At 63.7% G+C, this 24,919-nt stretch carries 20 protein-coding genes and 1 tRNA gene; 9 read left to right on the forward strand and 12 right to left on the reverse strand.

The features are described 5' to 3' along the window. Positions 1-5 precede the first annotated feature (5 nt). Positions 6-1,448 carry an efflux transporter outer membrane subunit gene (locus DCO45_RS11455; RefSeq protein WP_116925944.1) on the forward strand — a complete coding sequence of 481 codons (1,443 nt, stop codon included), beginning with the start codon at positions 6-8 and terminating at the stop codon, positions 1,446-1,448. A 16-nt stretch (positions 1,449-1,464) separates the two neighbouring features. Here DCO45_RS11455 and DCO45_RS11460 read toward each other — a convergent pair whose 3' ends face one another. Then, positions 1,465-2,532, reverse strand: a complete 1,068-nt coding sequence (locus tag DCO45_RS11460; RefSeq protein WP_116925945.1) for a DNA/RNA non-specific endonuclease — start codon at positions 2,530-2,532, stop codon at positions 1,465-1,467. A 538-nt stretch (positions 2,533-3,070) separates the two neighbouring features. On the opposite strand from DCO45_RS11460, the gene DCO45_RS11465 reads away from it, so the two are divergent. After that, positions 3,071-3,346 (forward strand): hypothetical protein, encoded by a 276-nt coding sequence (locus DCO45_RS11465; RefSeq protein WP_116925946.1) that lies wholly within the window; start codon positions 3,071-3,073, stop codon positions 3,344-3,346. Between the two features lie 505 nt (positions 3,347-3,851). After that, complete coding sequence (locus DCO45_RS11470) at positions 3,852-5,393, forward strand: DUF11 domain-containing protein (RefSeq protein ID WP_116925947.1); 1,542 nt, start codon at positions 3,852-3,854, stop codon at positions 5,391-5,393. Between the two features lie 406 nt (positions 5,394-5,799). On the opposite strand, the gene DCO45_RS11475 is transcribed toward DCO45_RS11470, so the two are convergent. Beyond that, positions 5,800-5,884: transfer RNA gene (locus tag DCO45_RS11475), tRNA-Leu, on the reverse strand. A gap of 37 nt (positions 5,885-5,921) precedes the next feature. Between DCO45_RS11475 and cysM the strand changes: the two genes are divergently transcribed. Genes cysM through DCO45_RS11490 form a run of 3 tightly spaced genes read left to right on the forward strand, consistent with a single transcriptional unit; the run spans position 5,922 to position 7,767 of the window. Beyond that, the gene (gene cysM, locus DCO45_RS11480) at positions 5,922-6,833 is read left to right on the forward strand and encodes a cysteine synthase CysM (RefSeq protein ID WP_207788072.1); all 912 of its coding nucleotides are present in this window, start codon (positions 5,922-5,924) and stop codon (positions 6,831-6,833) included. 47 nt (positions 6,834-6,880) lie between these two features. Next, positions 6,881-7,507: an NUDIX hydrolase gene (locus DCO45_RS11485; RefSeq protein ID WP_116925949.1), complete on the forward strand. Its 627-nt coding sequence runs from the start codon at positions 6,881-6,883 to the stop codon at positions 7,505-7,507. A 32-nt stretch (positions 7,508-7,539) separates the two neighbouring features. Next, entirely contained in the window at positions 7,540-7,767 is a 228-nt protein-coding gene (locus DCO45_RS11490; RefSeq protein ID WP_027010629.1) for a sulfurtransferase TusA family protein, read from the forward strand. A 72-nt stretch (positions 7,768-7,839) separates the two neighbouring features. Here DCO45_RS11490 and galU read toward each other — a convergent pair whose 3' ends face one another. The 9 genes from galU to hemC form a co-directional block, all read right to left on the reverse strand. Next, positions 7,840-8,727 (reverse strand): UTP--glucose-1-phosphate uridylyltransferase GalU, encoded by an 888-nt coding sequence (gene galU, locus DCO45_RS11495; RefSeq protein ID WP_116925950.1) that lies wholly within the window; start codon positions 8,725-8,727, stop codon positions 7,840-7,842. Between the two features lie 108 nt (positions 8,728-8,835). Further along, entirely contained in the window at positions 8,836-11,739 is a 2,904-nt protein-coding gene (locus tag DCO45_RS11500) for a valine--tRNA ligase (protein WP_116925951.1), read from the reverse strand. Positions 11,740-11,970: 231 nt separating this feature from the next. Then, entirely contained in the window at positions 11,971-12,546 is a 576-nt protein-coding gene (locus DCO45_RS11505) for a YceI family protein (protein WP_116925952.1), read from the reverse strand. A gap of 43 nt (positions 12,547-12,589) precedes the next feature. Next, a complete protein-coding gene (locus DCO45_RS11510; protein WP_116925953.1) occupies positions 12,590-13,165 on the reverse strand; it encodes a YceI family protein in 576 nt (191 codons plus the stop codon). Between the two features lie 43 nt (positions 13,166-13,208). Beyond that, positions 13,209-13,772 (reverse strand): cytochrome b, encoded by a 564-nt coding sequence (locus tag DCO45_RS11515; protein WP_116925954.1) that lies wholly within the window; start codon positions 13,770-13,772, stop codon positions 13,209-13,211. Positions 13,773-14,066: 294 nt separating this feature from the next. Continuing rightward, on the reverse strand, positions 14,067-15,353 hold the full coding sequence (locus DCO45_RS11520; RefSeq protein ID WP_116925955.1) for a heme biosynthesis HemY N-terminal domain-containing protein: 1,287 nt from the start codon (positions 15,351-15,353) through the stop codon (positions 14,067-14,069). Between the two features lie 3 nt (positions 15,354-15,356). Further along, on the reverse strand, positions 15,357-16,496 hold the full coding sequence (locus DCO45_RS11525) for a uroporphyrinogen-III C-methyltransferase (RefSeq protein ID WP_116925956.1): 1,140 nt from the start codon (positions 16,494-16,496) through the stop codon (positions 15,357-15,359). Next, the gene (locus DCO45_RS11530; RefSeq protein WP_116925957.1) at positions 16,493-17,329 is read right to left on the reverse strand and encodes a uroporphyrinogen-III synthase; all 837 of its coding nucleotides are present in this window, start codon (positions 17,327-17,329) and stop codon (positions 16,493-16,495) included. The genes DCO45_RS11525 and DCO45_RS11530 overlap by 4 nt, the downstream gene beginning before the upstream one ends. Before the next feature lie 20 nt (positions 17,330-17,349). Next, entirely contained in the window at positions 17,350-18,270 is a 921-nt protein-coding gene (gene hemC, locus DCO45_RS11535) for a hydroxymethylbilane synthase (protein ID WP_116925958.1), read from the reverse strand. Between the two features lie 300 nt (positions 18,271-18,570). Here hemC and ppc point away from each other — a divergent pair, with 300 nt between their 5' ends. The 3 genes from ppc to DCO45_RS11550 all read left to right on the forward strand — a co-directional run bounded on the left by ppc (position 18,571) and on the right by DCO45_RS11550 (position 23,920). Continuing rightward, positions 18,571-21,333: a phosphoenolpyruvate carboxylase gene (gene ppc, locus DCO45_RS11540; RefSeq protein ID WP_243419327.1), complete on the forward strand. Its 2,763-nt coding sequence runs from the start codon at positions 18,571-18,573 to the stop codon at positions 21,331-21,333. Between the two features lie 180 nt (positions 21,334-21,513). After that, positions 21,514-21,846 carry an SMR family transporter gene (locus DCO45_RS11545; protein WP_133248137.1) on the forward strand — a complete coding sequence of 111 codons (333 nt, stop codon included), beginning with the start codon at positions 21,514-21,516 and terminating at the stop codon, positions 21,844-21,846. Between the two features lie 127 nt (positions 21,847-21,973). Beyond that, complete coding sequence (locus tag DCO45_RS11550) at positions 21,974-23,920, forward strand: trypsin-like peptidase domain-containing protein (RefSeq protein WP_116925960.1); 1,947 nt, start codon at positions 21,974-21,976, stop codon at positions 23,918-23,920. 67 nt (positions 23,921-23,987) lie between these two features. Here the strand turns inward: DCO45_RS11550 and DCO45_RS11555 are convergent, their stop codons facing one another. Continuing rightward, on the reverse strand, positions 23,988-24,908 hold the full coding sequence (locus tag DCO45_RS11555; RefSeq protein ID WP_116925961.1) for a sulfurtransferase: 921 nt from the start codon (positions 24,906-24,908) through the stop codon (positions 23,988-23,990). Positions 24,909-24,919 lie beyond the last annotated feature (11 nt).

A 24,919-nucleotide genomic window follows, 5' to 3' on the forward strand; every position in this document is an offset into this window, starting at 1 on the left:
ACGCCATGACGCCTTCTCTTGATCTTTCCTATTCTTTTCGTGCCCCCCTGCTGCGCAGCCTGGCGCTGGCGCTATGCTGCGCAGGGCTCTTGAGCGCCTGCTCGGTGGCCCCCGTCTACCAGGTGCCCGCCACGCCAGCGCCAGCCAGCTTCAAGGAAGCGGGCGCGCTGTGGCAAAGCGCCCAGCCCAACGATGCGGTGGACCGGGGCGACTGGTGGACGCTGTTTGCGGACGAGCCGCTCAACCAGCTCGCTGCCCGGGTGCAGGTGCACAACCAGAACATTGCCGCGGCTGCTGCCGCTGTGCAGCAAGCCCAGGCCGCGTTGCGCGTGGAGCAGGCCGGCTTGCTGCCGACCGTCAGTGGCAGCCTGGGCCAGACGCGCCAGGGTGGCAGCCAGTCCAGCAGCAATGGCAGTGCCTCGCTGGGCATCAGCGCCGCCTGGGATGCAGACCTGTGGGGCCGCCTGCGCGAATCGGTGAGCGCCGCCCAAAGCAGTGCCCAGGCGAGCGAAGCCGATCTGGCCGCTGCGCGCCTGTCGGCCGTGGGCAGCCTGGTGCAGAACTATTTCCGCCTGCGCGAGGCCGATGCCGAGATGCAGATCCTGCTGCAATCGATCGAGGGTTACCAGCGCAGCCTGCTGATTGCCCAGAACCGCTACGACGTGGGGGTGGAGGCGCGCACGGCAGTGCTGCAGGCGCAGACCACGTTAACCAATACCCAGGCCAGCGTGGAGTCCCTGCGCCAGTCGCGCCAGACCTACGAGCATGCGATTGCCGTGTTGACGGGCCAGGCGCCGGCGCAGTTTGACCTGCCGCCCGCCGCCTGGAACGTGACCGTGCCCGAGATTCCGGGCGTGGTGCCATCGACCCTGCTGGAGCGCCGGCCCGACATTGCCGCTGCCGAGCGCGCGGTGGCTGCTGCCAATGCCCAGATCGGCGTGGCCCAGGCGGCCTACTACCCGAGCCTGGGCCTGAGCGGCTCGTTGAACCGCTCGGGGTCGAACATCGGCAACCTGTTCAGCGCCTCGGGCCTGCTGTGGTCGCTGGGCGCATCGCTGAGCCAGAGCATTTTCAACGCCGGCGCCACCACCGCGCAGGTCGATTCGGCCCGCGCCGCGCATGCGGCCCGCACGGCCAGCTACCGCCAGTCGGTGCTGGCGGCGTTCCAGGCGGTCGAAGATGTGCTAAGCAATGTGGCGGCGCTCAATGCCCAAAAGCCGCTGCTGCAGCAAAGCCTCGATTCTGCCGAGAAGGTCGAGCAGCAGATGCTCAACCGCTACAAGGAAGGCCAGGTGCCCTATACCGATGTGGTCACCGCCCAGGCCACAGCGCTGTCGGCACGTCGATCCTTGATCCAGCTGCAGCTGAACCAGCAACTGGCAGCGGCCCAACTCATCCAGGAGCTGGGGGGCGGCTGGCATGCCGATTGGATGAAGCCGGGCGCCTAAAGCTCAGCCAAAGGGTTCAGTGCAGATGGGGCAGAAAATTGCGCCCTGTCCGCTGCACAAATTGCGCATAGCTCATTGGCGCGCCCAGCTGCGCATCGCCCCGGTTGGGCAGCACCCAGGCCCAGGCGCGTTGCTGCTGCTCATCAAACACCAGCTTGTACAAATGGCTGGGCACCCAGACCTGGTTGCGGCCAATGGTGGGGGTCTGGCCCTCAAACAAGGGTCCGGTATAGACAAAGACATTGCCGCTGGCGCGCTTGGCGTACTTGCGCACATCCGCTTCGAGCTTGGACCAGACCTGGCGATTGTGCGTCGGGTCCTGCGGCACCATGTTGGACAGCGCAAAGGACTGCGCCATGCCGGTGGCGGTGCTCTGGTCCGCTGCCGGCGCCATATGGCCCCGGTCATAGCCACTGGCCTGGTAATCGGATAGCTCGGCCTTGTAGGCCGCGCGCAGGCGTGCGTCGGCATAAAAGTGGTCGGTGCGCTGCAAGCCCGCCGCGCCTTGCAGCCGCTGGCGGCTTAAGCGCTCCACCGTGACGATCGGCGTTTTGGACAGCCCTGAATAAAGTACCGCAAACCCGGTCGAGCACAGGGTGACGGGCATCCAGTTGCGCCCCACACTGGCAGCACTGAGCGGCGCGCTGGCGGGCAGCTGCTCGGCGCAGTCGGCAAAGCCCTGGCTGCCTTTATCGCTGCTCGCCTGGCTGGAAGGGGGCGGGGTGGGGGTGGCTGAAGCGTGCCCGGCATCTGACGCAGCGCCCCGGCTTTGCCGGGCAATCTCTAGAAAGCGGCTTTGCCAGTCTGCCGCGGTGGACTGGACCTCTTCCACCCAGTGCTGCACCGTTTGCACCGGCGGCAGCTGCTGCAGCCACTGAGTGCTATGGCTGACCGCCCATTGGCGGATAGGGTCGAGTTGCGGCACATAGGCGGCCGACGCGATGGCTGCGACCGCGCTGTAGGCGGCAATCGCCCCTTTGCCCACCATGCCGCGTAAATAACCGCGCAGCAGGCCGGGGGCGGACTTGGATGCTTTTTTCTTTTTGGCGGGGCGCTTGGCGGAACGGGGAGGAGGGCAGGCCATGAACTACGACAACCGGGGCATGCCGACCTTTAGCCAGCACAGCAAGACAACTGCCGTATTGTGGCTCAAATTGCTACCTGTTGCCTGAAATTGCTATGAATTTTTAAGCTAACTATCTAGTGCAATGAATGCGTTGTGGCTATATGGTGCTGAAGGCCGCCAAGCACAGGACTGTATAAAAATATGGCAAATATTGCGCTGTAGAAGCGCAGCTGGCACAGCCGCCCCCGCGCCACCGGGGCTGGTGCTTCAACCAACGGTCTGCGGCGGTGGCTGCATCCCTCATAAAACAGATTTCACACGAATAGCAAACAACTGCAAACTGATAGTTGTTGTTAACCACAAATAGATTTAATCGAATATCATATAGCTATCAATTATAGCTAAGTGTTAGCGCAGAGTTAATCGCTGTAGCCGTTTCTGTCATTTACCATCCGCGCTGGGGGAGAATCCAGTGCGGAATTTCTGATGGCGGCACAGGTAATGGGTGGTAATGGTATTTGTTGCCCCCCTAATTCGCAAAGACAATATTTACTCAATGTACACCCCTGTCTACGTGTATTTGTCGTCAGAGCCGTTTTCGAAGATAAAACTCAAGCCCACCAGCCATTTCGGCGTGTACAGAACGGATCCCATCAAGCTCGTGGTGAACGAAACCACGGTGGCGACCTACCAGTATGTGCGGCTGGACCGGGTATTCAACAAGATTTTTATCTACGATATCCATTTGCGCCGCGATGTGGGCAGCCTGGGCCTGGGCCAGTTTTATGATGAGCAAATGGGCGGGCGTAGTAAATCGGGTGGAGATGAATAATCGCCATGGTATTGGATGATTGTGGGGGACGATTCCAATAATCGCATGGTCAACCGCCATTGGGTCTCCATCTTTCTTTCCGCCTCTGCAGTTGGCTTGCTCAGTTAGTCGATCCCATCGCCCAGGCTTGGCTATCTGGTTTCGTATGGCTTGAAAATGGACCATGGTCTGGTCATAAGAGGCGCTAGATGCAAGCCTCACGCGTCCAAACGCGCATCCCCTCCTTGGGGCACCACTGCATTTCGCTGTACGGCAGATCCGGCGCAATGGCTGAAAGCGCTGAGCGACTGTCCGCGTACCCGCCATCGTGAGGGGGGAGCAGGCGCCCTTATAAGCAAATGGCTTAGAAATATCCAACCATAAAAGAAACTATTTATAACAAAATTTGGCTATAAATGTGACAATATGTTTCTTGTGTGGTCTAGGCCAAGTGCCCGCGATGTGGCGGTAGCTCTGGCCAGTTGCGAAATCCCTCGAGTCCCATTCCTCTATCTCACCCTTGGCAATGAAAAAGCAACTTTTGGTCTTTGCGGCTGCGGCCTGCGCGCTGTCTTCTTTTGCGCAAACGGCGCCTACACTATCGTGTTCCAGTCTTGTCTCCGAACTCAACACTGGCACTCTGAATGGCACAAAGCTGGGTACTTCCCAGCCGGATCCGGTGTGGAGTCAGTTTCAGGAGTACACCGGTTCGCCACAAAAGCCCCCACCTAATGGCGCCAATTGGGTGCAGGCCCGAACGACGGGGACGGTAGACGGGAGCTGGGCTAATTTTGGTGATGCGCAATGGCTCAGTCCCGGCTTCATGGGCGTGACTGGAGCGTACAACCAGTCGTGGCCCGGCAACTGGTGGCCGCGTCCCCTTCCTAGTCCGACGCCATTCAACAACCACTATCGGGTCCAGTTCAACCTGTCGCCCGAGGTGCCACCGTCTGCCCTGCGCATCGAGATGGAATACATGGGCGATGACCTGGTCAATGCGGCCTATGTCAATGGCACTGCCGTTGAGCCGTTTTCAGGAAACGGGTTTGGCGGCGGCGTTTACACCACGCTGAACAGTGGCTGGGTCGCGGGCCTCAATACCCTCGTGTTTACGACGGCAGATACTGGGTGGGCAGCAGGCTTTTTGGCGCGTGCCCGCACCGCCGGGGAGTCGGTCTGCTCGGTATCACCGATCAGTGTGACCAAGACGGCAGACAAGGCCAGCTATGTGCCGGGCGATACCATCAACTACAGCGTAACGGTGACAAGCCAGGGCTTGGTAGATGCTACTGGTCTGAGCTTGGCCGATGCAGTGCCTGCCGGTGTGGCCAACCCGGTATGGACCTGCTCGGCAGGCGCGGGCACGGCGGTGTGTCCTAGCCCGATCTCCTCCAATGTGGTGTTTGACTTGCCTGCGCAATCCAGCCTGGTGTTCAGCTTGTCAGGCACGGTCACGGGCCGTGCCAGTCTGGACAACACCGCAACGATCAGCCCTGGCACCGGTGGCGTGTGTTCTGCCACGACGGGCTGCTCAGCGACGGTCACTCCGCCCTATACCGCCTCGTCGACTTCTCCCATCAGCATCACCAAAACAGCGGATCAAGCAAGCTACCAGCCGGGGCAGACGGTGCAGTACGCCATCACGGTCACGAACGAATGGACTGCCAATGCGACAGGCTTGATGTTGGCGGATCCGCTGCCTGCTGGTATCTCGAATCCCGTGTGGAGCTGTGCCGCTGCCGCTGGTGCTGCGGTCTGCCCTGTGCCAGCAGCTCCAGGCACTAGCTTTGATTTGCCAGGCAACGCCAGCCTGGTGTTCACGTTGAAGGGCACCGTAACCGGGCTGGCTTCTCTGGACAACACTGCGACAGTCAGCCCTGGCGTTGGCGGGGAATGCGCGGCCAGCACCGGATGCTCCGCCAGCGTGAGCCCCAGCTACACCGCTGCGCCCCCGGTGGCACAGGCCGTTCCTGGCTTGGGTGCGTGCGCGCTGGCTGCCCTGACGGCGTCTTTGGGTCTGCTGGCCTGGCGACGCAAGAGGGATCAGCGCATGAGGGTCGAGAAATAAGCCGCCTCCCGCGCCATCTCGTTTGGTTCTAGCCCTCCTTGTGAGGGCTTTTTGCTGCGTCGGTGGTGCAAAGTGGGAATTTAGGCGATGCAGCCTTTTCTCTCGCTCGTGTGGGAGAGGCTGGCTGGGCTGTTTCAACGGATGCACACAGCAATTCTTTTAGCTGCAGGGTGTACTGATGGTGATAGCCTGGAGGCGTCTGCGATATGGATCGGTGCTTCAATCAGATGGATGCCAAGCCCCCCAACACCAACCCAACAAGGGGCTTGCCCTCTGGTTAGAATGTCGGCTGCTATCGTTTTTAAACAAACGCAATCGGTTTCAACCGCGAACGCCTAGACATGCAGCACCCCGCACCAGACAAAGAAAAAGCCGCTAAGTTGTTTAAACTTAACGGCTTTGAATGTGGTGCCCGGGGCCGGAATCGAACCGGCACGCCTTGCGGCGGGGGATTTTGAGTCCCCTGCGTCTACCAATTTCACCACCCGGGCTGTGTCGGTATCGCAGCTCGCAATTATGGCACAAATAATGAGCTCCAAAAAATACCCAACGATTGAGGATGCGATTGGCAAGACCCCTTTGGTGACCCTGCAGCGCATCGGTGCCAACTACAACGAAGCCCATGGCAATGTGGTGCTGGGCAAGCTCGAGGGCAACAACCCAGCTGGCTCGGTCAAGGACCGCCCAGCGGTGTCGATGATCCAGCGCGCGCAGGAGCGCGGCGAGATCAAGCCCGGTGACACCTTGATCGAGGCGACCTCGGGCAACACCGGTATTGCGCTGGCAATGGCTGCAGCCATCAAAGGCTACCGCATGGTGCTGATCATGCCCGAGGACCTGTCCATCGAGCGCGCGCAGACGATGAAGGCCTATGGCGCGCAGCTGATCCTCACGCCCAAGAGCGGCGGCATGGAATATGCCCGCGACCTGGCCGACAAGATGGTCGCCGAAGGCAAGGGCATTGTGCTGGACCAGTTTGCCAACCCGGACAATCCGCGCGCCCATTATGAGACCACCGGCCCCGAGATCTGGGAGCAGACTGGCGGCCAGATCACCCACTTTGTCAGTGCGATGGGCACGACCGGCACCATCACCGGCGTCTCGCGCTACCTGAAGGAAAAGAACCCGGCCGTGCGCATCATCGGCGCCCAGCCCACCGAGGGCTCGCGCATCCCCGGCATCCGCAAGTGGCCCGAAGAGTACCTGCCCAAGATCTATGATCCGAGCGCGGTCGACGAGATGGTCTATGTGACCCAGAACGATGCCGAGGACATGGCCCGCAGCCTCGCCCGTGACGAAGGCATCTTTGCCGGCATCTCTGCTGCTGGCGCCTGCCATGTCGCACAGGAAATTGCGCGCCGCGAACGCAACGCTACCATTGTGTTCGTCGTCTGCGACCGGGGGGACCGCTATCTGTCCACCGGCGTGTTTCCCGCCTGAGCACGCGCGCCGAGCGATGAGCGCTCGGTTGCCGGCATGAAAGCCCTATGCAATACGATACGAAATTTTGTGTGAACTGCGCCACGGCGCTGCAATGGAAGGTGATGGCCGAGGACAGCGGCGAGGTGAGCCGACTGCGCTGCCCGGCCTGCGGCTGGACGCACTGGGGCAACCCCACGCCTGTGCTGGCCGCTGTCGTCGAGAACGACCTGGGCCAGGTGCTGCTGGCGCGCAATGCGCTGTGGCAGCCGGGCATGTTTGGCCTGATCACCGGCTTCATGGAGGCTGGCGAATCGCCCGAGGCCGGCATTGCCCGCGAGGTGCTCGAAGAGACGGGCCTGCAGACCCAGGCCCTGCGCCTGATTGGCTGCTGGGAGTTTTTGCGCATGAACCAGGTGCTTATCGCCTACCATGTGCGCGTGGCGGGCCGGCCCGAGGACGTGCGCCTGTCGCCCGAGCTGGTGGAGTACCAGTGGCAGACTGCGCAGGAAGTGCTGTGCTGGCCCTCCGGCACGGGTTATGCGATGGCCGAGTGGGTCAAGAGCAAGGGCGAGCCGGTGCGCTTTGGAGCGTTCCGCCCCAACAACCCGAATCCGAACCCCGATCCCGCCAAATGGCCAGTCAATTATTGGGAAGAGGACGCGCGCTTTGTGGTCGCTCCCCGTTTGGACTGAGCAGGGTGGGTTATCGATAACGAATGAACACGATGGATATTGACCAGGAAGTGGATACGCGCGGACTGAACTGCCCGCTGCCGATTTTGAAGGCCAAGAAGGCCTTGGCCACCATGCAAAGCGGCCAGCTGCTCAAGGTGGTGGCGACGGATACCGGCTCGATCCGGGATTTCCAGGCCTTTGCCAAGCAGACCGGCAATGAGCTGGTGGAGCAGCAGACCGTGGGTGAGGAGTTCATCCATATTCTGCGCCGCCGCTAGGCGCTCCCCACGCTGCTGAAACACCAAAGGCCTGCATCTGCAGGCCTTTGTTTTGAAGAGGTGGAGCGCCGGTCAGATCTGCAGGTTCTTCAAAAAGGCGCGGAAATCATCGCCCACGTCGGGATGCTGCAGCGCCAGCTCCACGGTGGCCTGCAAAAAGCCTTCCTTGCTGCCGCAGTCATAGCGCTTGCCGCTGTAGCGGTAGGCATACACGGTTTCGCTGTGCATCAGGCGCTCGATCGCATCGGTCAGCTGGATCTCGCCGCCCACGCCCTTGGGCTGGTTGCGGATCTCGTCAAAAATGCCGGGGGTGAGCACATAGCGGCCGGCCACACCCATGCGCGAGGGGGCTTTTTCCGGGGCGGGCTTTTCGACGATCTCGTCAATGCGCATCAGCGGGCCGCCTGCGGGCTCGCCCTTGACGATGCCGTAGCGCTTGGTGTGTTCCAGCGGCACTTCCTGCACCGCCAGCAGCGAGCGGCCTTGTTTGGAAAAGGCGGCCGTCATCTGCGCCATCACGCCCGGGCCGCCTGGCGCGCCGGTCATCAGGTCGTCGGCCAGCAGCACGGCAAAGGGCTCATTGCCCACCAGTGGCTCGGCGCAGAGCACCGCGTGGCCCAGGCCCAGCGAGCGGGGCTGGCGTACAAACAGGCAATTCATGTCATCGGGGCTGACGCTGCGCACCAGGTCCAGCATGGCCTGCTTGCCGGCGTTTTCCAGCTCGTTTTCCAGCTCATAGGCGGTGTCGAAGTGGTCTTCGATCGCACGCTTGCTGCGGCCAGTGACAAAGATCATGTCCCGGATACCGGCCTCGTAGGCCTCTTCCACCGCGTACTGGATCAGGGGCTTGTCCACGACGGGCAGCATTTCCTTGGGCGATGCCTTGGTGGCAGGCAAAAAGCGGGTGCCCAGGCCAGCGACTGGGAAAACGGCTTTGCGGACACGGGTCGGTGTAGTCATAAATACTCGGGTGCTAGGACTTGGATGTGACAAAGGCGCAGCAAGCTGCGCCTTTGTGTGCAGGGCCAAGGGGCATTATGTGCTGATTTTTGCACGGCCCCGGCCGATTCAACCCAGGCGCTGGAGCTGCTCTTGCAGCTTGCTGAGCGAGGCACCAAAGTCCGCCACGCGCTTTTTCTCCTGGTCCAGCACGGCAGCGGGGGCCTTGGCGCAGAAAGCCTCGTTGGACAGCTTGGCGTTGGCCTTGGTGATCTCGCCTTCGAGGCGCTTGATCTCCTTGCCCAGGCGCAGCTTCTCGGCCTCCACATCCACTTCGACAAACAGCGCCATGCGCGCATCGCCCACCACCGACACGGGGGCATGCTGGGCTTCGGCCGCCCAGGCCGCTTCGTCGTCAAACACCTTGACCTCGCTCAGCTTGGCCAGGTTCTTGAGCACATCGGCGTTGGCGCGCAGGAAGGCGGCGCCCTCGGCAGAGCCGGCCACCGTCAGCAGCGGCAGGCGCTGCGCGGGCGACACGGCCATTTCTCCGCGCAGCGCACGGCAGGCATCCACCATCTGCTTGATACGCTCGACATAGGCAATCGCTGCGTTGTCGATCTTCTCGGGTTGGGCTTGCGGGTAGGCGGCAATCGCAATCGATGCGCCTTCGCGTCCGGCCACGGGTGCCACCTTCTGCCACAGCGCTTCGGTCACGAACGGGATGATCGGATGGGCCAGGCGCAGAATGGTTTCCAGCGTGCGGATCAGCGTGCGGCGGGTGCCGCGCTGCTGGGCTTCGTTGCCGGTCTGGATCTGCACCTTGGCGATTTCCAGGTACCAGTCGCAGAACTCATTCCAGACAAAGTCATAGAGGGTGTTGGCGACGTTGTCCAGGCGGAACTCGGCAAAGCCCTTGGCCACCTCGGCCTCGACCTTTTGCAGCTGCGAGACGATCCAGCGGTCGGGCTGGCTGAACTGCAGGTAGTCGCCCGTGGCGCACTGGTCCTTGCTGTGTTCCAGCAGACCGCAGTCATGGCCTTCGCAGTTCATCAGCACAAAGCGCGAGGCGTTCCACAGCTTGTTGCAGAAGTTGCGGTAGCCTTCGCAGCGCTTGCTGTCGAAGTTGATCGAACGGCCCAGCGACGCGAGCGCTGCAAAGGTAAAGCGCAGCGCATCGGCGCCATAGGCGGGAATGCCTTCGGGGAACTCCTTTTGCGTGTTCTTGCGCACCTGGGGCGCCGTCTCCGGCTTGCGCAGGCCCACGGTGCGCTTGTCCAGCAGCGGCTCCAGTGCAATGCCATCGATCAGGTCGACGGGGTCGAGCACATTGCCTTCGGACTTGGACATCTTCTTGCCCTGCGCATCGCGCACCAGGCCGTGGATGTAGACATGCTTGAACGGCACGCGCCCGGTGAAGTGCGTGGTCATCATGATCATCCGGGCGACCCAGAAGAAGATGATGTCGTAGCCGGTCACCAGCACCGACGAGGGCAGGTAGAGGTTGAAGTCGTCATCGGCGGCGTCGCCCTGCTCGGGCCAGCCCATGGTGCTGAAGGGCACCATCGCCGAGGAGTACCAGGTGTCGAGCACATCGGCGTCGCGGCGCAGCACCTTGCCGGGCGCCTGTGCCTGGGCTTCGGCCTCGTTCTTGGCGACGTAGATGTTGCCTTCTTCGTCGTACCAAGCCGGAATCTGGTGGCCCCACCACAGCTGGCGCGAAATGCACCAGTCCTGGATGTTGTTCATCCACTGGTTGTAGGTGTTGACCCAGTTCTCGGGCACAAACTGCACCTGGCCCGAGGCCACGGCGTCGATGGCCTTTTGCGCAATGCTCTTGCCGGTCGGGTCCTGGTCACTGACCTTGCTCATCGCGATGAACCACTGGTCGGTCAGCATGGGCTCGATCACCTGGCCGGTACGGTCGCAGATGGGCACCATCAGCTTGTGCTTCTTGGTCTCGACCAGCAGCCCCTGGGCTTCGAGGTCGGCCACGATGGCCTTGCGCGCGACAAAGCGGTCCATGCCGCGGTATTTCTCGGGCGCCTCGTCGTTGATCTTGGCCTCCAGGGTCAGCACCACGATCATCGGCAGCTTGTGGCGCTGGCCGACCTGGTAGTCGTTCTGGTCGTGCGCGGGCGTGACCTTGACCACGCCGGTGCCGAATTCGCGGTCCACATAGTCGTCGGCAATGATCGGGATCTGGCGGCCCACCAGCGGCAGGGTCACGGTCTGGCCGATCAGGTGCTGGTAGCGCGTGTCTTCGGGGTGGACCATCACGGCCACGTCGCCCAGCATGGTTTCGGGGCGGGTGGTGGCCACCACCAGCTGGCCTTCGCCACTGGTCAGCGGGTAGGCAATGTGCCAGAGCGACCCGTCCTTTTCCTGGTTTTCCACTTCCAGGTCGGACACGGCCGATTGCAGCACCGGGTCCCAGTTGACCAGGCGCTTGCCGCGGTAGATCAGGCCTTGCTGGTAGAGCTTGACGAAGGTCTCGGTCACCACTTTGGAGAGCTTGTCGTCCATCGTGAAGTACTCGCGGCTCCAGTCCACGGTATCGCCCATGCGGCGCATCTGCGTAGTGATGGTGTTGCCCGACTGCTCCTTCCACTCCCAGACCTTGGCGACAAAGTTCTCGCGGCCCAGGTCATAGCGGCTTTGGCCGGCGGCCTGCAGCTGGCGCTCCACGACGATCTGGGTGGCGATGCCGGCATGGTCGGTGCCCGGAATCCAGGCTGTGTTGTAGCCCTTCATGCGGTGGTAGCGGGTGAGCGAGTCCATGATCGTCTGGTTGAACGCATGGCCCATGTGCAGCGTGCCGGTCACATTGGGGGGTGGCAGCTGGATGGAGAAGTTGTGCTGCGCCGCGACCGATTCCGCATTGGGCGCACCGGTGCCGCGATAGCCGGCGTTGCCGTAGCCGCGCTTTTCCCATTCCGGGCCCCAATGGGCCTCGATGGCCGCAGGCTCAAAAGACTTGGACAGGCTATCGAGACCTGGTTGGGAGATCGGTTGGCTGTTGGTGTCGCTCATGGTGTGATCAATGGAAAACGGCACCACAGATCGAGATGCCGTTGGATAGCTTGGAATGAATAGGCTGATTTTAGCCCGCCTGCGGCCATGACCGGCCCGCGTGGGCTTGTGCCGCCGTTGGCGGCGGCCTCGCCCTGGGCGATGGCCATAAAAAAACTGCCAGGGGCCGTCAATCGGCCACTGGCAGTCTGTGCTCCTGTGCGGAGGATTTCAGCGTGGGTATCGGCTGGATTACTGCTTCACAGCTTCGATCTGCACGACCAGGCGCACGTTCTTGGCAGCGCCATAGTTCACACCATAGTCCAGGCCGAAGGCGGTGCGGTCAAAGGTGGTTTCGAAATCGCCACCGCAGACTTCGCGATCCTGCAGCATCTTGTTGGGGTAGCAGTTGAACTTGCTGGCCTTGAAGGTGATGGGCTGGGTCTTGCCCAGCAAGGTCAGGTTACCTTCGACGGCGCTGAGCTTGTCGCCGTCAAACACGAACTTGGTCGACTGAAATCGTGCCTTGGGGTGCTCGGCCACGTTGAAGATGTCCTTGCTTTGCAGGTGCTTGTCAAAAGCGGGCGTGCCGGAGTTGACCGAGGAGGTGTCGATGCTGATATCGACCGAGCCGGTCTTGCCCGCGCGGTCCAGCGTCAATGTGCCTTCTTTTTTGTCAAAGCGTGCACGGTTGGTGCTGGCGCCGTTGTGGTCGATCTCGAAGGTCGCAAAGGTGTGCGTCGGGTCGATCGCGTAGGTGGCTGGCGCCGCGTGCACGGCACCGGCGAACAGGGAAGCAGCGGCCAGGGCCAACAGGGAAGTGCGCATCAGGAATCTCCTAAAAAAGGTTGAGAGAAAAGGGAACAACAGCTTAGATCTTGCCCACGCCGGTCAGGGCCAGCTTGAACTGCACCAGCACTTCGTCGGCCACCATCGAGGTGTCTTTCCAATCGCCATCACCGATGGCGTAGGTCAGGCGCTTCAAGGGCAGGGTGCCCGCTGCGGTGGTGGTCGTGCCCGACTGGGTCAAGGTGACGGGCAGGCTGACCTTCTGGACATTGCCCTTGATCGTCAAGGTGCCATCGACCTGGTACTTGCCGCCGCCCAGCGCCTTGACGGCGGTGGAGTCAAAAGTGGCTTGCGGGAACTTGGCGACGTTGAACCATTCGGCCTTGGGCAGCTCAGCATCGGTTTCCTTGACGCCCATCGTGGCGCTGCCGGTATCGACCGAGAAATGGATCTTGCTGGCTTCGGGCTTGACCGTGTCGAAAGCGATCTTGGCATCGAACTTCTGGAAGTGGCCCTTGATCGGCACGCCCATCTGCTTGGCTTCGAAGTTGACGGCGCTTTGCGCGGGCACCAGCGCTTGCTGGGCCATCACGGGGGTGGCAAAGGCAGCTGCGGTCACGGCGGCAGCGAACAGGGCGGTGGGGGAGAGCTTGGACATCAGATCAGACTCCAGTAAAAAAACGCTAGGAAAACGGTACAAATCAGGAGGCGCGGCCGGGCAGCATGCGCGAGAGCAGACCATCGCGGTCGATCAGCTGGTGCTTGAGCAGCGCGGCCACATGCATCACCACCAAGGCTGCCAGCGTATAGGCAAGGTAGGCATGCCAGGGCTTGAGGGCTTCTGCGAGCTCCGGGCTCTTGCTCACCAGATCGGGCAGCGGCACCACGCCAAACAGAACGATGGGAAAGCCCGATGCCGAGCTGTAGATCCAGCCCACCAGCGGCACCGCAAAGAACAGTGCATACATCAGGTGGTGCACGCCGTGGTGGGCCACATGCTGCCAGGCGGGCATTGCGCGGGCGGTGGCCTCGGGCAGCGCCGGTGGGCGGTGGGTGAAGCGCCACAGGATACGCACGGCCGACAAAATCAAGATCGTCATACCGGCCCATTTGTGCCAGTTGAAGTACTTGAGGCGCGTAGGGGAGAAAGGCAGGCTGGTCATGTACAGGCCAAAGGCAAAGATACCAATCAGGGCCAGGGCCAAAATCCAGTGCAGTGCGATCGCCGTGCCGGTGTAGCGGGTGTTATTCGTCGTGGTAGCCATAAAAAACGCTGCAGCGGTAGGCCCAGCGGTATTGTTTGAAGCGAGTGTAGGAGCGGATCAACCGGTAGAAGTTCAGCCCGATTGATGGCGAAGTTCAAATTAATTGAATTGATCGATCGCCGGCTGGCGAGTTCCAGAACCAATGCACATAAGCATATGCCGAGCAGGCGCAAACCCGCGCTGCTCACTGGCGCGCATACAACAGCGGGGGGCCGGGACTTTGTATCGCCTTGTATACCTTGCTGGGGCAGCGGCGCACCACACAGGGCGCGACGGGGCCTGACCGGTCCTGCCTCAGGCTTGCTCGCCGGCGAGGGCTGCCTGCTTCCAGGCATGGGCGGCCGCAGCGGCATCGCCCCGGTACTCGGCCTGCCGTGCCAGGTGCTGCCAGGCGCGGCGGCGCAGCGATTCCTCTTGCAGCGAAGGAGCCGCCTGCTGCAGCCACTGCTGGGCCTTGCCCCAGAGCTGGCGCTGCAGGCAGGCGCAGCCGGCCAGGTACTGCAGGTAGGGGTCATGGGGGCGGCGCTGCTGGGCCGCCTCAATGCGTGCCAGCCAGCTGGCGTCGAGCGCACCCATGCTGTCTTCGAGCACACGCACCAGGCGTTCGGCCTGCAGGCTGGGCAGGCCGTTGTTGCTGGTGGTGTAGCGCTCCCAGGCGGGCAGCAGCCACTCGCGCATCTGCTGCGGGTTGCCGCCCAGCTGCTGCAGGCGCCGCGCCGCGTGGATGCCCACTTCGGGCAGGTTGCGCTCGGCCGCATCCAGGTTGCGCCAGGCCTGCATCAGCTGCTCGGGGTCGTGGGCGTCGTTGATCAGCTCGGTCGCCAGGCCCTTGATGATGCTTTGCGCCGCAGCGGCCGAAAACGCGCGGTGCTTGGCCAGCAGGCGGGCGGTATCGAGCGCGGTCAAAGCCTGGCGCAGCTGGCGCGCGGCCTTGAGCTTGAGGCGCAGCGCCAGGGTGCGACGCGCCGCCCCCTGGGGCAGGCGCGCGAGCTGCTCGATCGCGCTGTGGGCATTGTGGTCATCGAGCGCCCATTGGGCCGCGCGCAGCTGGGTGCCTTCGGCCAGTTCGGGCTGGTTTTTGGCCTGGGGGGTGGCCGCTTCCTGCATCGCCAGCTCCCAGTGCTGGTCGCGCTGGGTTTGGTCCTGCAGCGCATGCGAGCTCTCAGCGGCCAGCACATGGCCCAGCACGCGCAGCTGCAGGCCGTTGGGGATGGCGGCGCCACTGTCCTGCAAGGCCTGCTCCTGGGCCAGTGCCGACAGCGCAGCCTTGCGGGCGCGCACGAAGCGGCCTGCTTGCAGCTGGGTCACGGCATCCAGCGCTGCGCCATGCATGGCGCGCTCTTTTTGCTGGATGCGCCAGCGCTTGGCCTGGCGCGGCAGCTCGAACATGGCGCTGACGCCGCGCAGCGCGCCGTAGACCAGCACAAAGGCCAGCAGCAGCAGCACGACGACCATGTTCAGCGAGAAATCGATGCGGTAGGGCGGCCAGTGCAGGGTCACGCTGCCCTGGTTGCTGCCGGCAAACAGCGCGGCGGCCACTGCCACGGCAAACAGACCGATCAACCAAAGTGCGGCTCTCATCGCTTACCGTCCTGCCGCTGCCGTGGCCAGTGCGGCCAGGGTGTCATTGGCGCGTGGCACTTCCACATCCTGCATGGCCTGCTGCAGCTGGTTGAGTTGCTGGGCGGCCTGCTGGCCTCGGCGCGAGGAGATATCGAAATACTTGTGCACGGCGTCAGCCGCAGCGGCCAGGTCATTGCGCGAGGCATTCATCTGGCGGCCCAGCAAGGCCATGCGGGCGTTCAGGATGCGCAGCTTGAGGTTCTCGCGCACAAAAAATGCCTGTGTGGGCGAGAGCAGCACCGCATCGGGGTAGTCGATGCGGCGTACGCGCACGAGGCTGCGGGCTTCCTCATGCACCACGCCCCAGGCGGTGGACAGCGCCGACAGCCACCAGCTGGGGCTGGCACTGTCGTACGTTGCAGCTTCGGCTGGGGTACTGGCTGCAGCGGGGGTAGCCGATGGGTTGCCCCGGTTGCGGGCGGGCGCCGTGCGGCGGGCGTTTTTGTCGAGCACATCGTTTTGCAGCGGCAGATCATCGATCTGGCGCAGCAGGTCATCCATGCGGGCCAGCAGGCCGGCGGTGTCCAGCGATTTGCTCGCGGCGATGCGGTCCAGGTCGCGGGCAATGGCGCGTTGCAGCGGGGCCAGGCGCGGCTGGGCCGAGACGGTCACGCGCTGCTGGGCGATCTTGAGGGCGCTGACGAGCGGGTCGGGGCTGCCGCTCAGCTGGCTTTGCTGCATCGCAAAGCGCACGGCGCTTTCGATATCGCCGACCATGGTGTCATCGCGGTTGCGTGAGAGGCTTTGCACCAGCTCTTCGAGCTGGCCGCGCTGCAGCGCAACTTCGCCCACGCGCGCTTCCATTACCGACATGCGCGAGGCGGTATCGCGCGAGACATCTTCGGCCTGGCGGGCGAGGGTGCGCGCTTCCACCGCTTGGCTGCGCGAGTCGGCGCTTTGCAGCGCCAGCTGCTGCTGGATGTTGTTGAGCCGCTGCCAGAGCATGGCCGCGCTGATGATGGCAATGGTGGCGGCAACGCCCAGAGCCACTGACGTCCAGACCCAGGCTTGCGGCATGCGGCCGCCCGCAGGGTGGGCCTGGTGGGAGGAGGTGGCCGGGTGGGGAGGCGTGGGGTTCGGTGCGTGCTCGGGCAGCGTCATAGGGCAGATTCTAACGACGCCACCACGTCTTCCAGCGAAGGCCTGCACTGCTGAATGTGGACAAATCCTGCCGCTCGGGTCGCTTGCGCGATGCGTGCATGGGTGCTGAGCGCCTGGGCAGGCGCCAATGCGTCGGCGCTGAATCTGTTGCTTAAATGCATCACCGCCTCGGAGCTGCTGAACAGCCAGATGCTGCCATCGGTCAGCGCCTGCGTTGCCAATGCCAGTTGCGCTGGCGTCCAAGCGGGCGCGCGGCGCTCGTAGACACCGACAAAATCTACGCCCACACCAGCCGCTTGCAACTGGCGCGCCAGCCATTCGCGGCCTGAGCCGCTCACCAACTGGTCGATCGCGCTGCCCGCGCTGGCGCCGCGCACCACCAGCACGCGCTGGCCCGATGCTGCCATCGCTGCGGCCTGGGCGCCGACCTCGGTCCACAGCGATTCGGAGTCGAACTGCGGGGCATCGGTGGCGGGTTGGTCGATCAAATCAATGGGCACGCCCAAGGCCTGTGCCGCGCGGGCCGTGCCTGGGCCCGGGCACCACAGCCGGGTATGGGGCGCCTTGCGCTGCTGCTGGGCCAGCGCCTGCACCAGGGCCGGGTCCAGAAAAAAACGGGCCGCATTGGTGCTCACCAGCATCAACGCGCCATAGTGCTGCCAATGCTGGCGCGCATGCATTCGCGCCGTGTGGTGGGCGGGGCTGTCGGCTGGAACAATATCGATCAGTGGCAGCGCATCGGCCCGCAACCCCCGCTGCCGCAACTGGGCGACCCAGTCGTCCGCCTCGGGTTGCGGGCGGGTGATGATGGTGCGGTGGTGTGACGGGGCCATGGCGGACGGCGGCCGGGTGCTTAGCGGCGCACCTGCGCGCCCGCTTGCTGCAGCAGCGATGCCACCTGCTGGCCCAGTGCATCGGCGCTGGCCAGGTCGGTGACGGCCGCGCGGGCCTGCGCAGACACCAGGGGCGCGTTCGGGTTGGCTTCGTCGCCCCAGGCGGCGCGCAGCCACAGCTGGCCGTCCTGCCATTCACCGTGCGCGGCCAGCGGCATCGAGCAGCTGCCGCCCATGCAGCGGCTGACGGCGCGCTCGGCCGTCACGGTCTGCCAGGTGCGCGGATCGGCCAGGCCGGCAAACAGGGCCAGCAGGTCCTGGCGGTCGCTGCGCACCTCAATGCCCAGCGCGCCCTGGCCGGCCGCGGGCAGCATGGTGTCGGTGGCAAAAGCATGGCGGATGCGTGCATCCAGCGCCAGGCGCTTGAGGCCGGCAGCGGCCAGCACAATGCCGTCGTACTGGCCTTCGTCGAGCTTGCGCAAGCGGGTGTTGACATTGCCGCGCAGCGGCTGGATATCCAGATCGGGACGCAAGGCCTGCAGCAACACCTGGCGGCGCAGGCTGGAGGTGCCGACCACGGCGCCTTGGGGCAGATCCTGCAGACTGGCGTAGTGGTTGGAGACCCAGGCATCGCGCGGGTCCTCGCGTTCGAGCACGGCTGCCAGCGCAAAACCCGGTGGCAGCTCCATCGGCACATCCTTGAGCGAGTGCACGGCCAGGTCGGCGCGGCCCGTCTCCAGCGCGGTTTCCAGCTCTTTGACAAACAGGCCCTTGCCGCCCACCTTGGACAGCGTGCGGTCCAGAATCTGGTCGCCCAAGGTGGTCATCCCCAACAGGCTGACCTGGTGGCCCAGGCGCTGCAGGATATGTTGCACATGTTCAGCCTGCCACAGGGCAAGCTGGCTTTCGCGGGTGGCGATGGTCAGGGACAAGGAGCTCATGGGATGGGGGAGCACGCCAGGCCCGGTCACCTCTTTATTGGCGGCCGGACACCTTACGTGGTCAACAAGCGGTTCACAACAGGCGGCTGATGCTAGCATGTGCAGCGCCGCTCTTGGCGCAGTGCGACTTTGAGCGGCATCAATCGTTCAGCCCCTTTGCTACTTTGCCCTTCGCCCATGACCACTGCCAGCAAAAAAGACAACCCTGCAGTCGCCAAGACCCCTGCGCGCAAACCGAAGGCGAGCAGCCCTGCCGCCACCCAGGCCGTGACGCGGCGCGCGGACAAGGACCAGCCTTTGATGGATGACATCCGGCTTCTGGGCCGGATTCTGGGCGATGTGATTCGCGAGCAGGAGGGCCAGGCCGCGTTCGATCTGATCGAACAGGTGCGCCAGCTGTCGGTAGCCTACCGCCGCAATGACGACCAGGATGCAGAGAAATCGCTCAAGTCGCTGCTCAAGGGCCTCTCGGGCGACCAGACGGTGAGCGTGATCCGCGCCTTCACCTATTTCTCGCACCTGGCCAACCTGGCCGAAGACCGCCACCATATCCGCCGCCGCGAGATCCATGAGCGCGCAGGCAACACCCAGGAGGGCAGCATCGAGGTGGCGCTGGCGCGCCTGCGCTGGGCCGGCATCCCCGTCAAGGCCGTCTCGCAGACGCTGGCGCACAGCCTGATCTCGCCGGTGCTCACGGCCCACCCCACCGAGGTGCAGCGCAAGAGCATTCTGGATGCTGAGCGTGCGATTGCCACCTTGCTGGTGGCGCGCGACGATATCGCCCAGCGCGCCCAGCTCTTCAACAGCAGCAAGGACACGCTGACCCCGCGCCAGCTGGCCGACAACGAGCTGCAGCTCAGTGCCCAGGTCACCCAGCTGTGGCAGACGCGCCTGCTGCGCTACTCCAAGCTGACGGTCGAGGACGAGATCGACAACGCGCTGAGCTACTACCAGGCCACGTTCCTGACCGAGATCCCCAAGCTCTACGCTGCGCTCGAGCGCGAGCTGGGCGAGCGTGACCTGGCCACCTTTTTGCGCATGGGTCAGTGGATTGGCGGCGACCGCGACGGCAACCCCAATGTCACCGCCAAGAGCCTGCAAGAAGCGCTGCGCCGCCAGTCCGACCTGGTGCTGCGCCACTACCTGACCGAGGTGCACTACCTGGGGGGGGAGCTGTCGATGTCCCAGCGCCTGGCCGGCAACACCGCCGCCTTGCAGGCGCTGGCCGCGCGCTCGCCCGATACCAGCCAGCACCGCGAAGACGAGCCCTACCGCCGCGCGCTGATTGGTGTGTATGCGCGCCTGGCCGCGACCTTGAAGAACCTGAGCGGCGGCGAAGCGGCCCGCCATGCGGTGGCGCCGCAGAATCCCTATGCCACCAGTGACGAGTTTCTGGCCGATCTGCGTGTCATTGAGGATTCGCTGCGCGACAACCATGGCCGCGCGCTGGTCGAGCAGCGCCTGTCACCGCTGATCCGTGCCGTGCAGGTGTTTGGCTTCCATCTGGCCACCGTCGATCTGCGCCAAAGCTCGGACCAGCATGAGGCTGTGATCAGCGAGCTGCTGGCCACCGCCGGCCTGCAGGCCGACTACAGCCAGCTGAGCGAGGCGGCCAAGCGCGAGCTGCTGCTGCAATTGCTGTGCGATGCGCGCCCCTTGCGCGTGGTGGGCGCCAGCTACAGCGAGCGCTGCCAAAGCGAGATGGCAATTTTCGAGCGCGCGCGGCTGTCGGTGCAGCTCTATGGCCAGGATGCCATCCGCCACTACATCATCAGCCACACCGAATCGGTCAGCGACCTGCTCGAAGTGCTGCTGCTGCAAAAAGAGGTGGGCCTGCTCAGCGGCCGCATCAACGACGGCCAGTCGCGCGCAACCTTGATCGTGAGCCCGCTGTTCGAGACCATCGATGACCTGCGCCACGCGGCCACCATCATGCGCGAGTACTACGCGCTGCCCCATATTGCCGCGCTGATCCAGCGCAGCGGCGCCGAGCAGGACATCATGCTGGGCTACAGCGACAGCAACAAGGATGGCGGCATCTTCACCAGCAACTGGGAGCTGTACCAGGCCGAGCTGGCGCTCGTCGCGCTGTTTGACGAGCTGAGCCAGCCCAACCCCGTGCAGCTGCGGCTTTTCCATGGCCGGGGCGGTACCGTGGGGCGGGGCGGCGGCCCGAGCTACCAGGCGATTCTGGCCCAGCCGCCGGGCACCGTGCGCGGCCAGATTCGCCTGACCGAGCAGGGCGAGGTGATCGCCTCCAAGTACGCCAACCCCGAGATCGGCCGGCGCAACCTGGAAACGCTTGTGGCTGCCACCTTGGAAGCGACCTTGCTGCAGCCCACCAAGCCCGCCAGCCAGGCGTTTTTGGATGCCGCCGCTGACCTGTCTGCTGCCAGCATGTCCGCCTACCGCGACCTGGTCTACGGCACCAAGGGCTTTGAGAGCTATTTCTTCAGCTCCACCCCGATCCGCGAGATTGCCGAGCTCAATATCGGCTCGCGCCCCGCGTCGCGCAAGGCCAGCCAGCGCATTGAGGATTTGCGCGCCATTCCCTGGGGCTTCAGCTGGGGCCAGTGCCGCCTGACCTTGCCAGGCTGGTACGGCTTTGGCTCGGCTGTGCAGGCCTTTGTCGGGCAAGAGGGGAAGACCGCCAAGCTGCAATGGGCCTTGCTGCAGAAGATGTACCGCCAGTGGCCGTTTTTCCGCACCTTGCTGTCCAACATGGACATGGTGCTGGCCAAGAGCGATATGGCGCTGGCATTGCGTTACAGCGAGCTGGTGGCAGACACCCGTTTGCGCAAACGCGTGTTCCAGGCGATTGAGGCCGAATGGAAGAGCACGGCCGAGGCGCTGGCGCTGATCACCGGCGAGGCCAATCGCCTGGCCAACAACCCGGCGCTGGAGCGCTCGATCCGCCACCGCTTCCCTTATATCGATCCCTTGCACCATCTGCAGGTGGAGCTGATCCGACGCTGGCGCAATGGCGAGGACAATGAACGGGTCAAGACTGGTATCCATATCTCCATTAACGGCATTGCAGCGGCGCTGCGCAACACCGGTTGAGGTGATCCGGATGTGGGCTGGGCTCCCTGCCGTTGGCAAGCGTCCGCCCCTGCGATAAGGCCCTGGCGCCCAGCCGGGGCCTTTGTTATTTTTACGGGGCAGGTGGGTTATCTGCCTTGGATGCAAATACCTGCAGCTGTGGAGCTTTGACACACAGCTGCCAAACAAAAAGGAATGGTGATGAATGCCTATGTGTACCTGGGTGGCGCGATTGCGCTGGAAGTGATGGCCACCACGGCGATGAAGTCGTCCGAGGGCTTTACCCGGCTGGTGCCCAGCCTGATTTGCGGCCTGGGCTATGTGCTGTCGTTCTACCTGCTGGCGCAGACCTTGAAAACCATACCCACCGGCATCGCCTATGCGATCTGGTCGGGCGTGGGGATTGTGGCGATCTCGCTGATCGCCTGGGCCTTGCATGGGCAAAAGCTCGATGCCGGGGCGATGGCCGGCATGGGCCTGATCATTGCCGGGGTGCTGGTGATCAATCTGTTCTCGAAGTCGGCGGGGCATTGATGCGGTTTGTCCACAGATGCGCTCCTTGCAAGGATTGACACAGAAGCTCCACCAGCGATTTATAAAATAAATCTTAGAATGCTTCGTTTTGAATTGAAGGCCAAGAAGGGGTACAGGCATGGGGTGGATGGCAAAAATCGGGGTGGCCAGTCTGGTCACCTGGGGCGCGATGGCGGGTATCGCAGCAGCGGCTGGCGCGGCGGTGCCAGCAGGCCAGGCGGAGCAGGTCTTCAAGGTGCCGGCGCTGGAGCAGCCCGCTGGCGTGCCGTTTGAGTTTGTCCGTACCAAGAGCATGGAAGCGGGCCTGGCCATCCAGCCGGTCGCCATCGACCTGGGCGAGTGGACGGGCCTGAAGTCGGCCCCCGAGATGCCCGTGCACATCATTGGCGCCTCGCGCGCGGTGCAGCAAGCCCAGTCCGCTGCGCAAACGGCGCAGTTGCTGCAATGGCAGCCCTCGGCCAAGGGCGGCACCGTGGCGGCCTTGAGTGTGCGCTCGGGTGGTGCCCAAGGCCTGCGTTTGGGCCTGGTGGTGGAGCAGCTGCCTGGCAGCGCGATGCTGCGCCTCTATACCGACCACCAGCCCGCAGCGGTGTTCGAGATTGCCGGCCAGCGCGTGATGCAGACGCTGCAGGCCAATCGCGATGCCGGCGACCACAGCGAAGCGGGCCGTACCTGGTGGACGCCCAGCAGTTCTGGCGAGCAGGTGAGCTTGGAGATCGAGCTGCCTCCAGGCACGGCGCCTGAGCAGCTCAAGGTGTCACTGCCGCAAGTGATGCACATCTATGAAAACCTGTCGCTGCCACTCGGTACGGAAGAATCGGATGCAGCGCAGGAGGATGCCAAGGCCATGCCGCTGGGCAACCCGGTCGAATGCCACCTGGATGTGAACTGTTTCAGCCAGCTCGAAACCGAGCGCAAAGGCGTGGCACGCATGGCCTATGTGACCGAGCGCATGGCCGATGGCAGCTACTACTATGGTCTGTGCACCGGCAGCCTGCTCAACGATGCCCAGGGCTCCAGAACACCGTACTTTCTGACCGCCGCCCACTGCATGTCGACCCAGACGCTGGCTTCGGCACTGGAGACCGACTGGTTCTACACGTCCACGCGCTGCTCCAGCAACAGCCTCTCGCCCAGCAGCGTGAATCTGCGCAATGGCGCCCAACTGCTCTACAGCAGTGCCAACCCCGATGTCACCCTGCTCAAGCTCAACGACACGCCGCCAGCGGGTGCCGTGTTCCTGGGCTGGGACAGCAGCATCGTGCCCAACAGCACCAGCGTGGCGGGCGTGCACCACCCCGATGGCGGCCTGCAAAAGATCAGCTTTGGCACCATGTCCTCGCGCTATGACTGCAGCCTGGACAGCAAGAGTGTGTTCTGCACCTCGGCCCCCAGCAGCGGCAACTACTACTATGTGCAATGGACCCTGGGCCTGACCCAGCCGGGCAGCAGTGGCTCCCCGCTGTTCAACAACGGCGCCGTCACCGGTGTGTTGACCGGCGCTTCGGAAGCCAGCTGCCGCGCCAACGCGGGCGGCGCCTACAGCTTCTACCCCAGCTTGAACAGCGTGATGCCGGCTCTGCGCAAATGGCTGGTGGATGCGGGCGGCACGCAAACCCCGGTCGCAGGCCGCATGCCGGTCTACCGCTTCTACAACACGCAAAACGGCACACACTTCTTTACGGCCAGCGCGCAGGAGCGCGATGCGGTGATCCAGGGCAACCCGAACTACCAGTATGAAAATATTGGCTTTTATGCGTCCACGCAAACGGCTGCAGCGCCCAATGCGGTCTACCGCTTCTACAACAACAACTCGGGCTCGCACTTCTACACGATCAATGCCGACGAGCGCGCCTTCGTGATTGCGAACTACCCGCAGTTCAGCGTGGAAGGCACTGCCTGGTATGCACGCCAGGCCCAAGGCGAGGGCTCGGTCCCGATGTACCGTTTCTACAATACGCTCACTGGCGCGCACTTCTACACGACCAACCCGTCCGAGCGCGACTTTGTCGTGGCGACCTATCCGCAGTTCAATTTCGAGGGTGTTGGCTACTACGTCTGGGGCAGCCAGTAAGCGGGCGCCGACTGGGTCTGACAGCTGGCGGGAGCGCGGTCAGACCCTGTAGTTCAGCACCGGCCCATCAGCCCCTTTCCACCGGGCGCGCTGGGTCGCTGCACCATTCGCTCCAGCTACCGGCAAACAGCGCCGTGGGCGCATAGCCTGCAATCTCCATCGCGATCAGATTGGGCAGTGCGCTGACGCCGCTGCCGCACTGGTGCACCACCGTCTGCGGGTCGTGCCCGGCCAGCAGCGCATCAAACTCGGCACGCAGTTCAGCGGCGGGCTTGAAACGGCCATCCGCATCGATATTGGTCGTAAAGGGCCGGTTGAGGGCGCCGGGGATATGGCCGGCCACCGGATCCAGCGGTTCGACCTCACCACGGTAACGCGCAGGCGCACGGGCGTCGATGATGGTTTGCGGCGTACCCAGGGCTTGCTGTACCTGGGCAGCGGTCTTGAGTGTGCGCAGCGCAGGGCGCAGCTCGAAGTTGCTCTGGAAATGGCTGACCGCCTCGCCCGCCTCCACCGCGCCGCCTGCGGCCTGCCAGGCCTGCAAGCCGCCGTCGAGCACGGCGACGGCATCATGGCCGGCCCACTTGAGCATCCACCACAGGCGGCCAGCGTAGTTCACGCCATTGCGGTCATAGACGACCGCCTGCATGTCATTGCGAAAGCCCACTTGCGACAGCCACACCGCAAAGCGCTCGCGGCTGGGCAGTGGATGGCGGCCGCCAGAGGCCGGCTCGCCCAGGTCGGTGGCAGCAATCGTCTGGCCGTGGCTGAGGGCGCCGTGCGGGGCGCTCAGGTCCTTGTCGAGGTTGGCGTAGACGGCGCCTGCGATATGGCTCTGGGCAAACTGCTCGGCACCGGCGGCCGGCTGGCTCAGGTCAAAGCTGCAGTCAAACACCATCACGTGTTGGGGGCTGGACTGCTGCAGCGCCTGCAATTGGGCGACGGTGATCAGGGTGGTATAGGCAGCGGTGAGGGGCGTGGTGGCCATGGCAGGTGCTC

Source organism: Comamonas sp. JNW (genome assembly GCF_003105075.1).
GTDB classification, from domain to species: domain Bacteria; phylum Pseudomonadota; class Gammaproteobacteria; order Burkholderiales; family Burkholderiaceae_C; genus Comamonas; species Comamonas squillarum.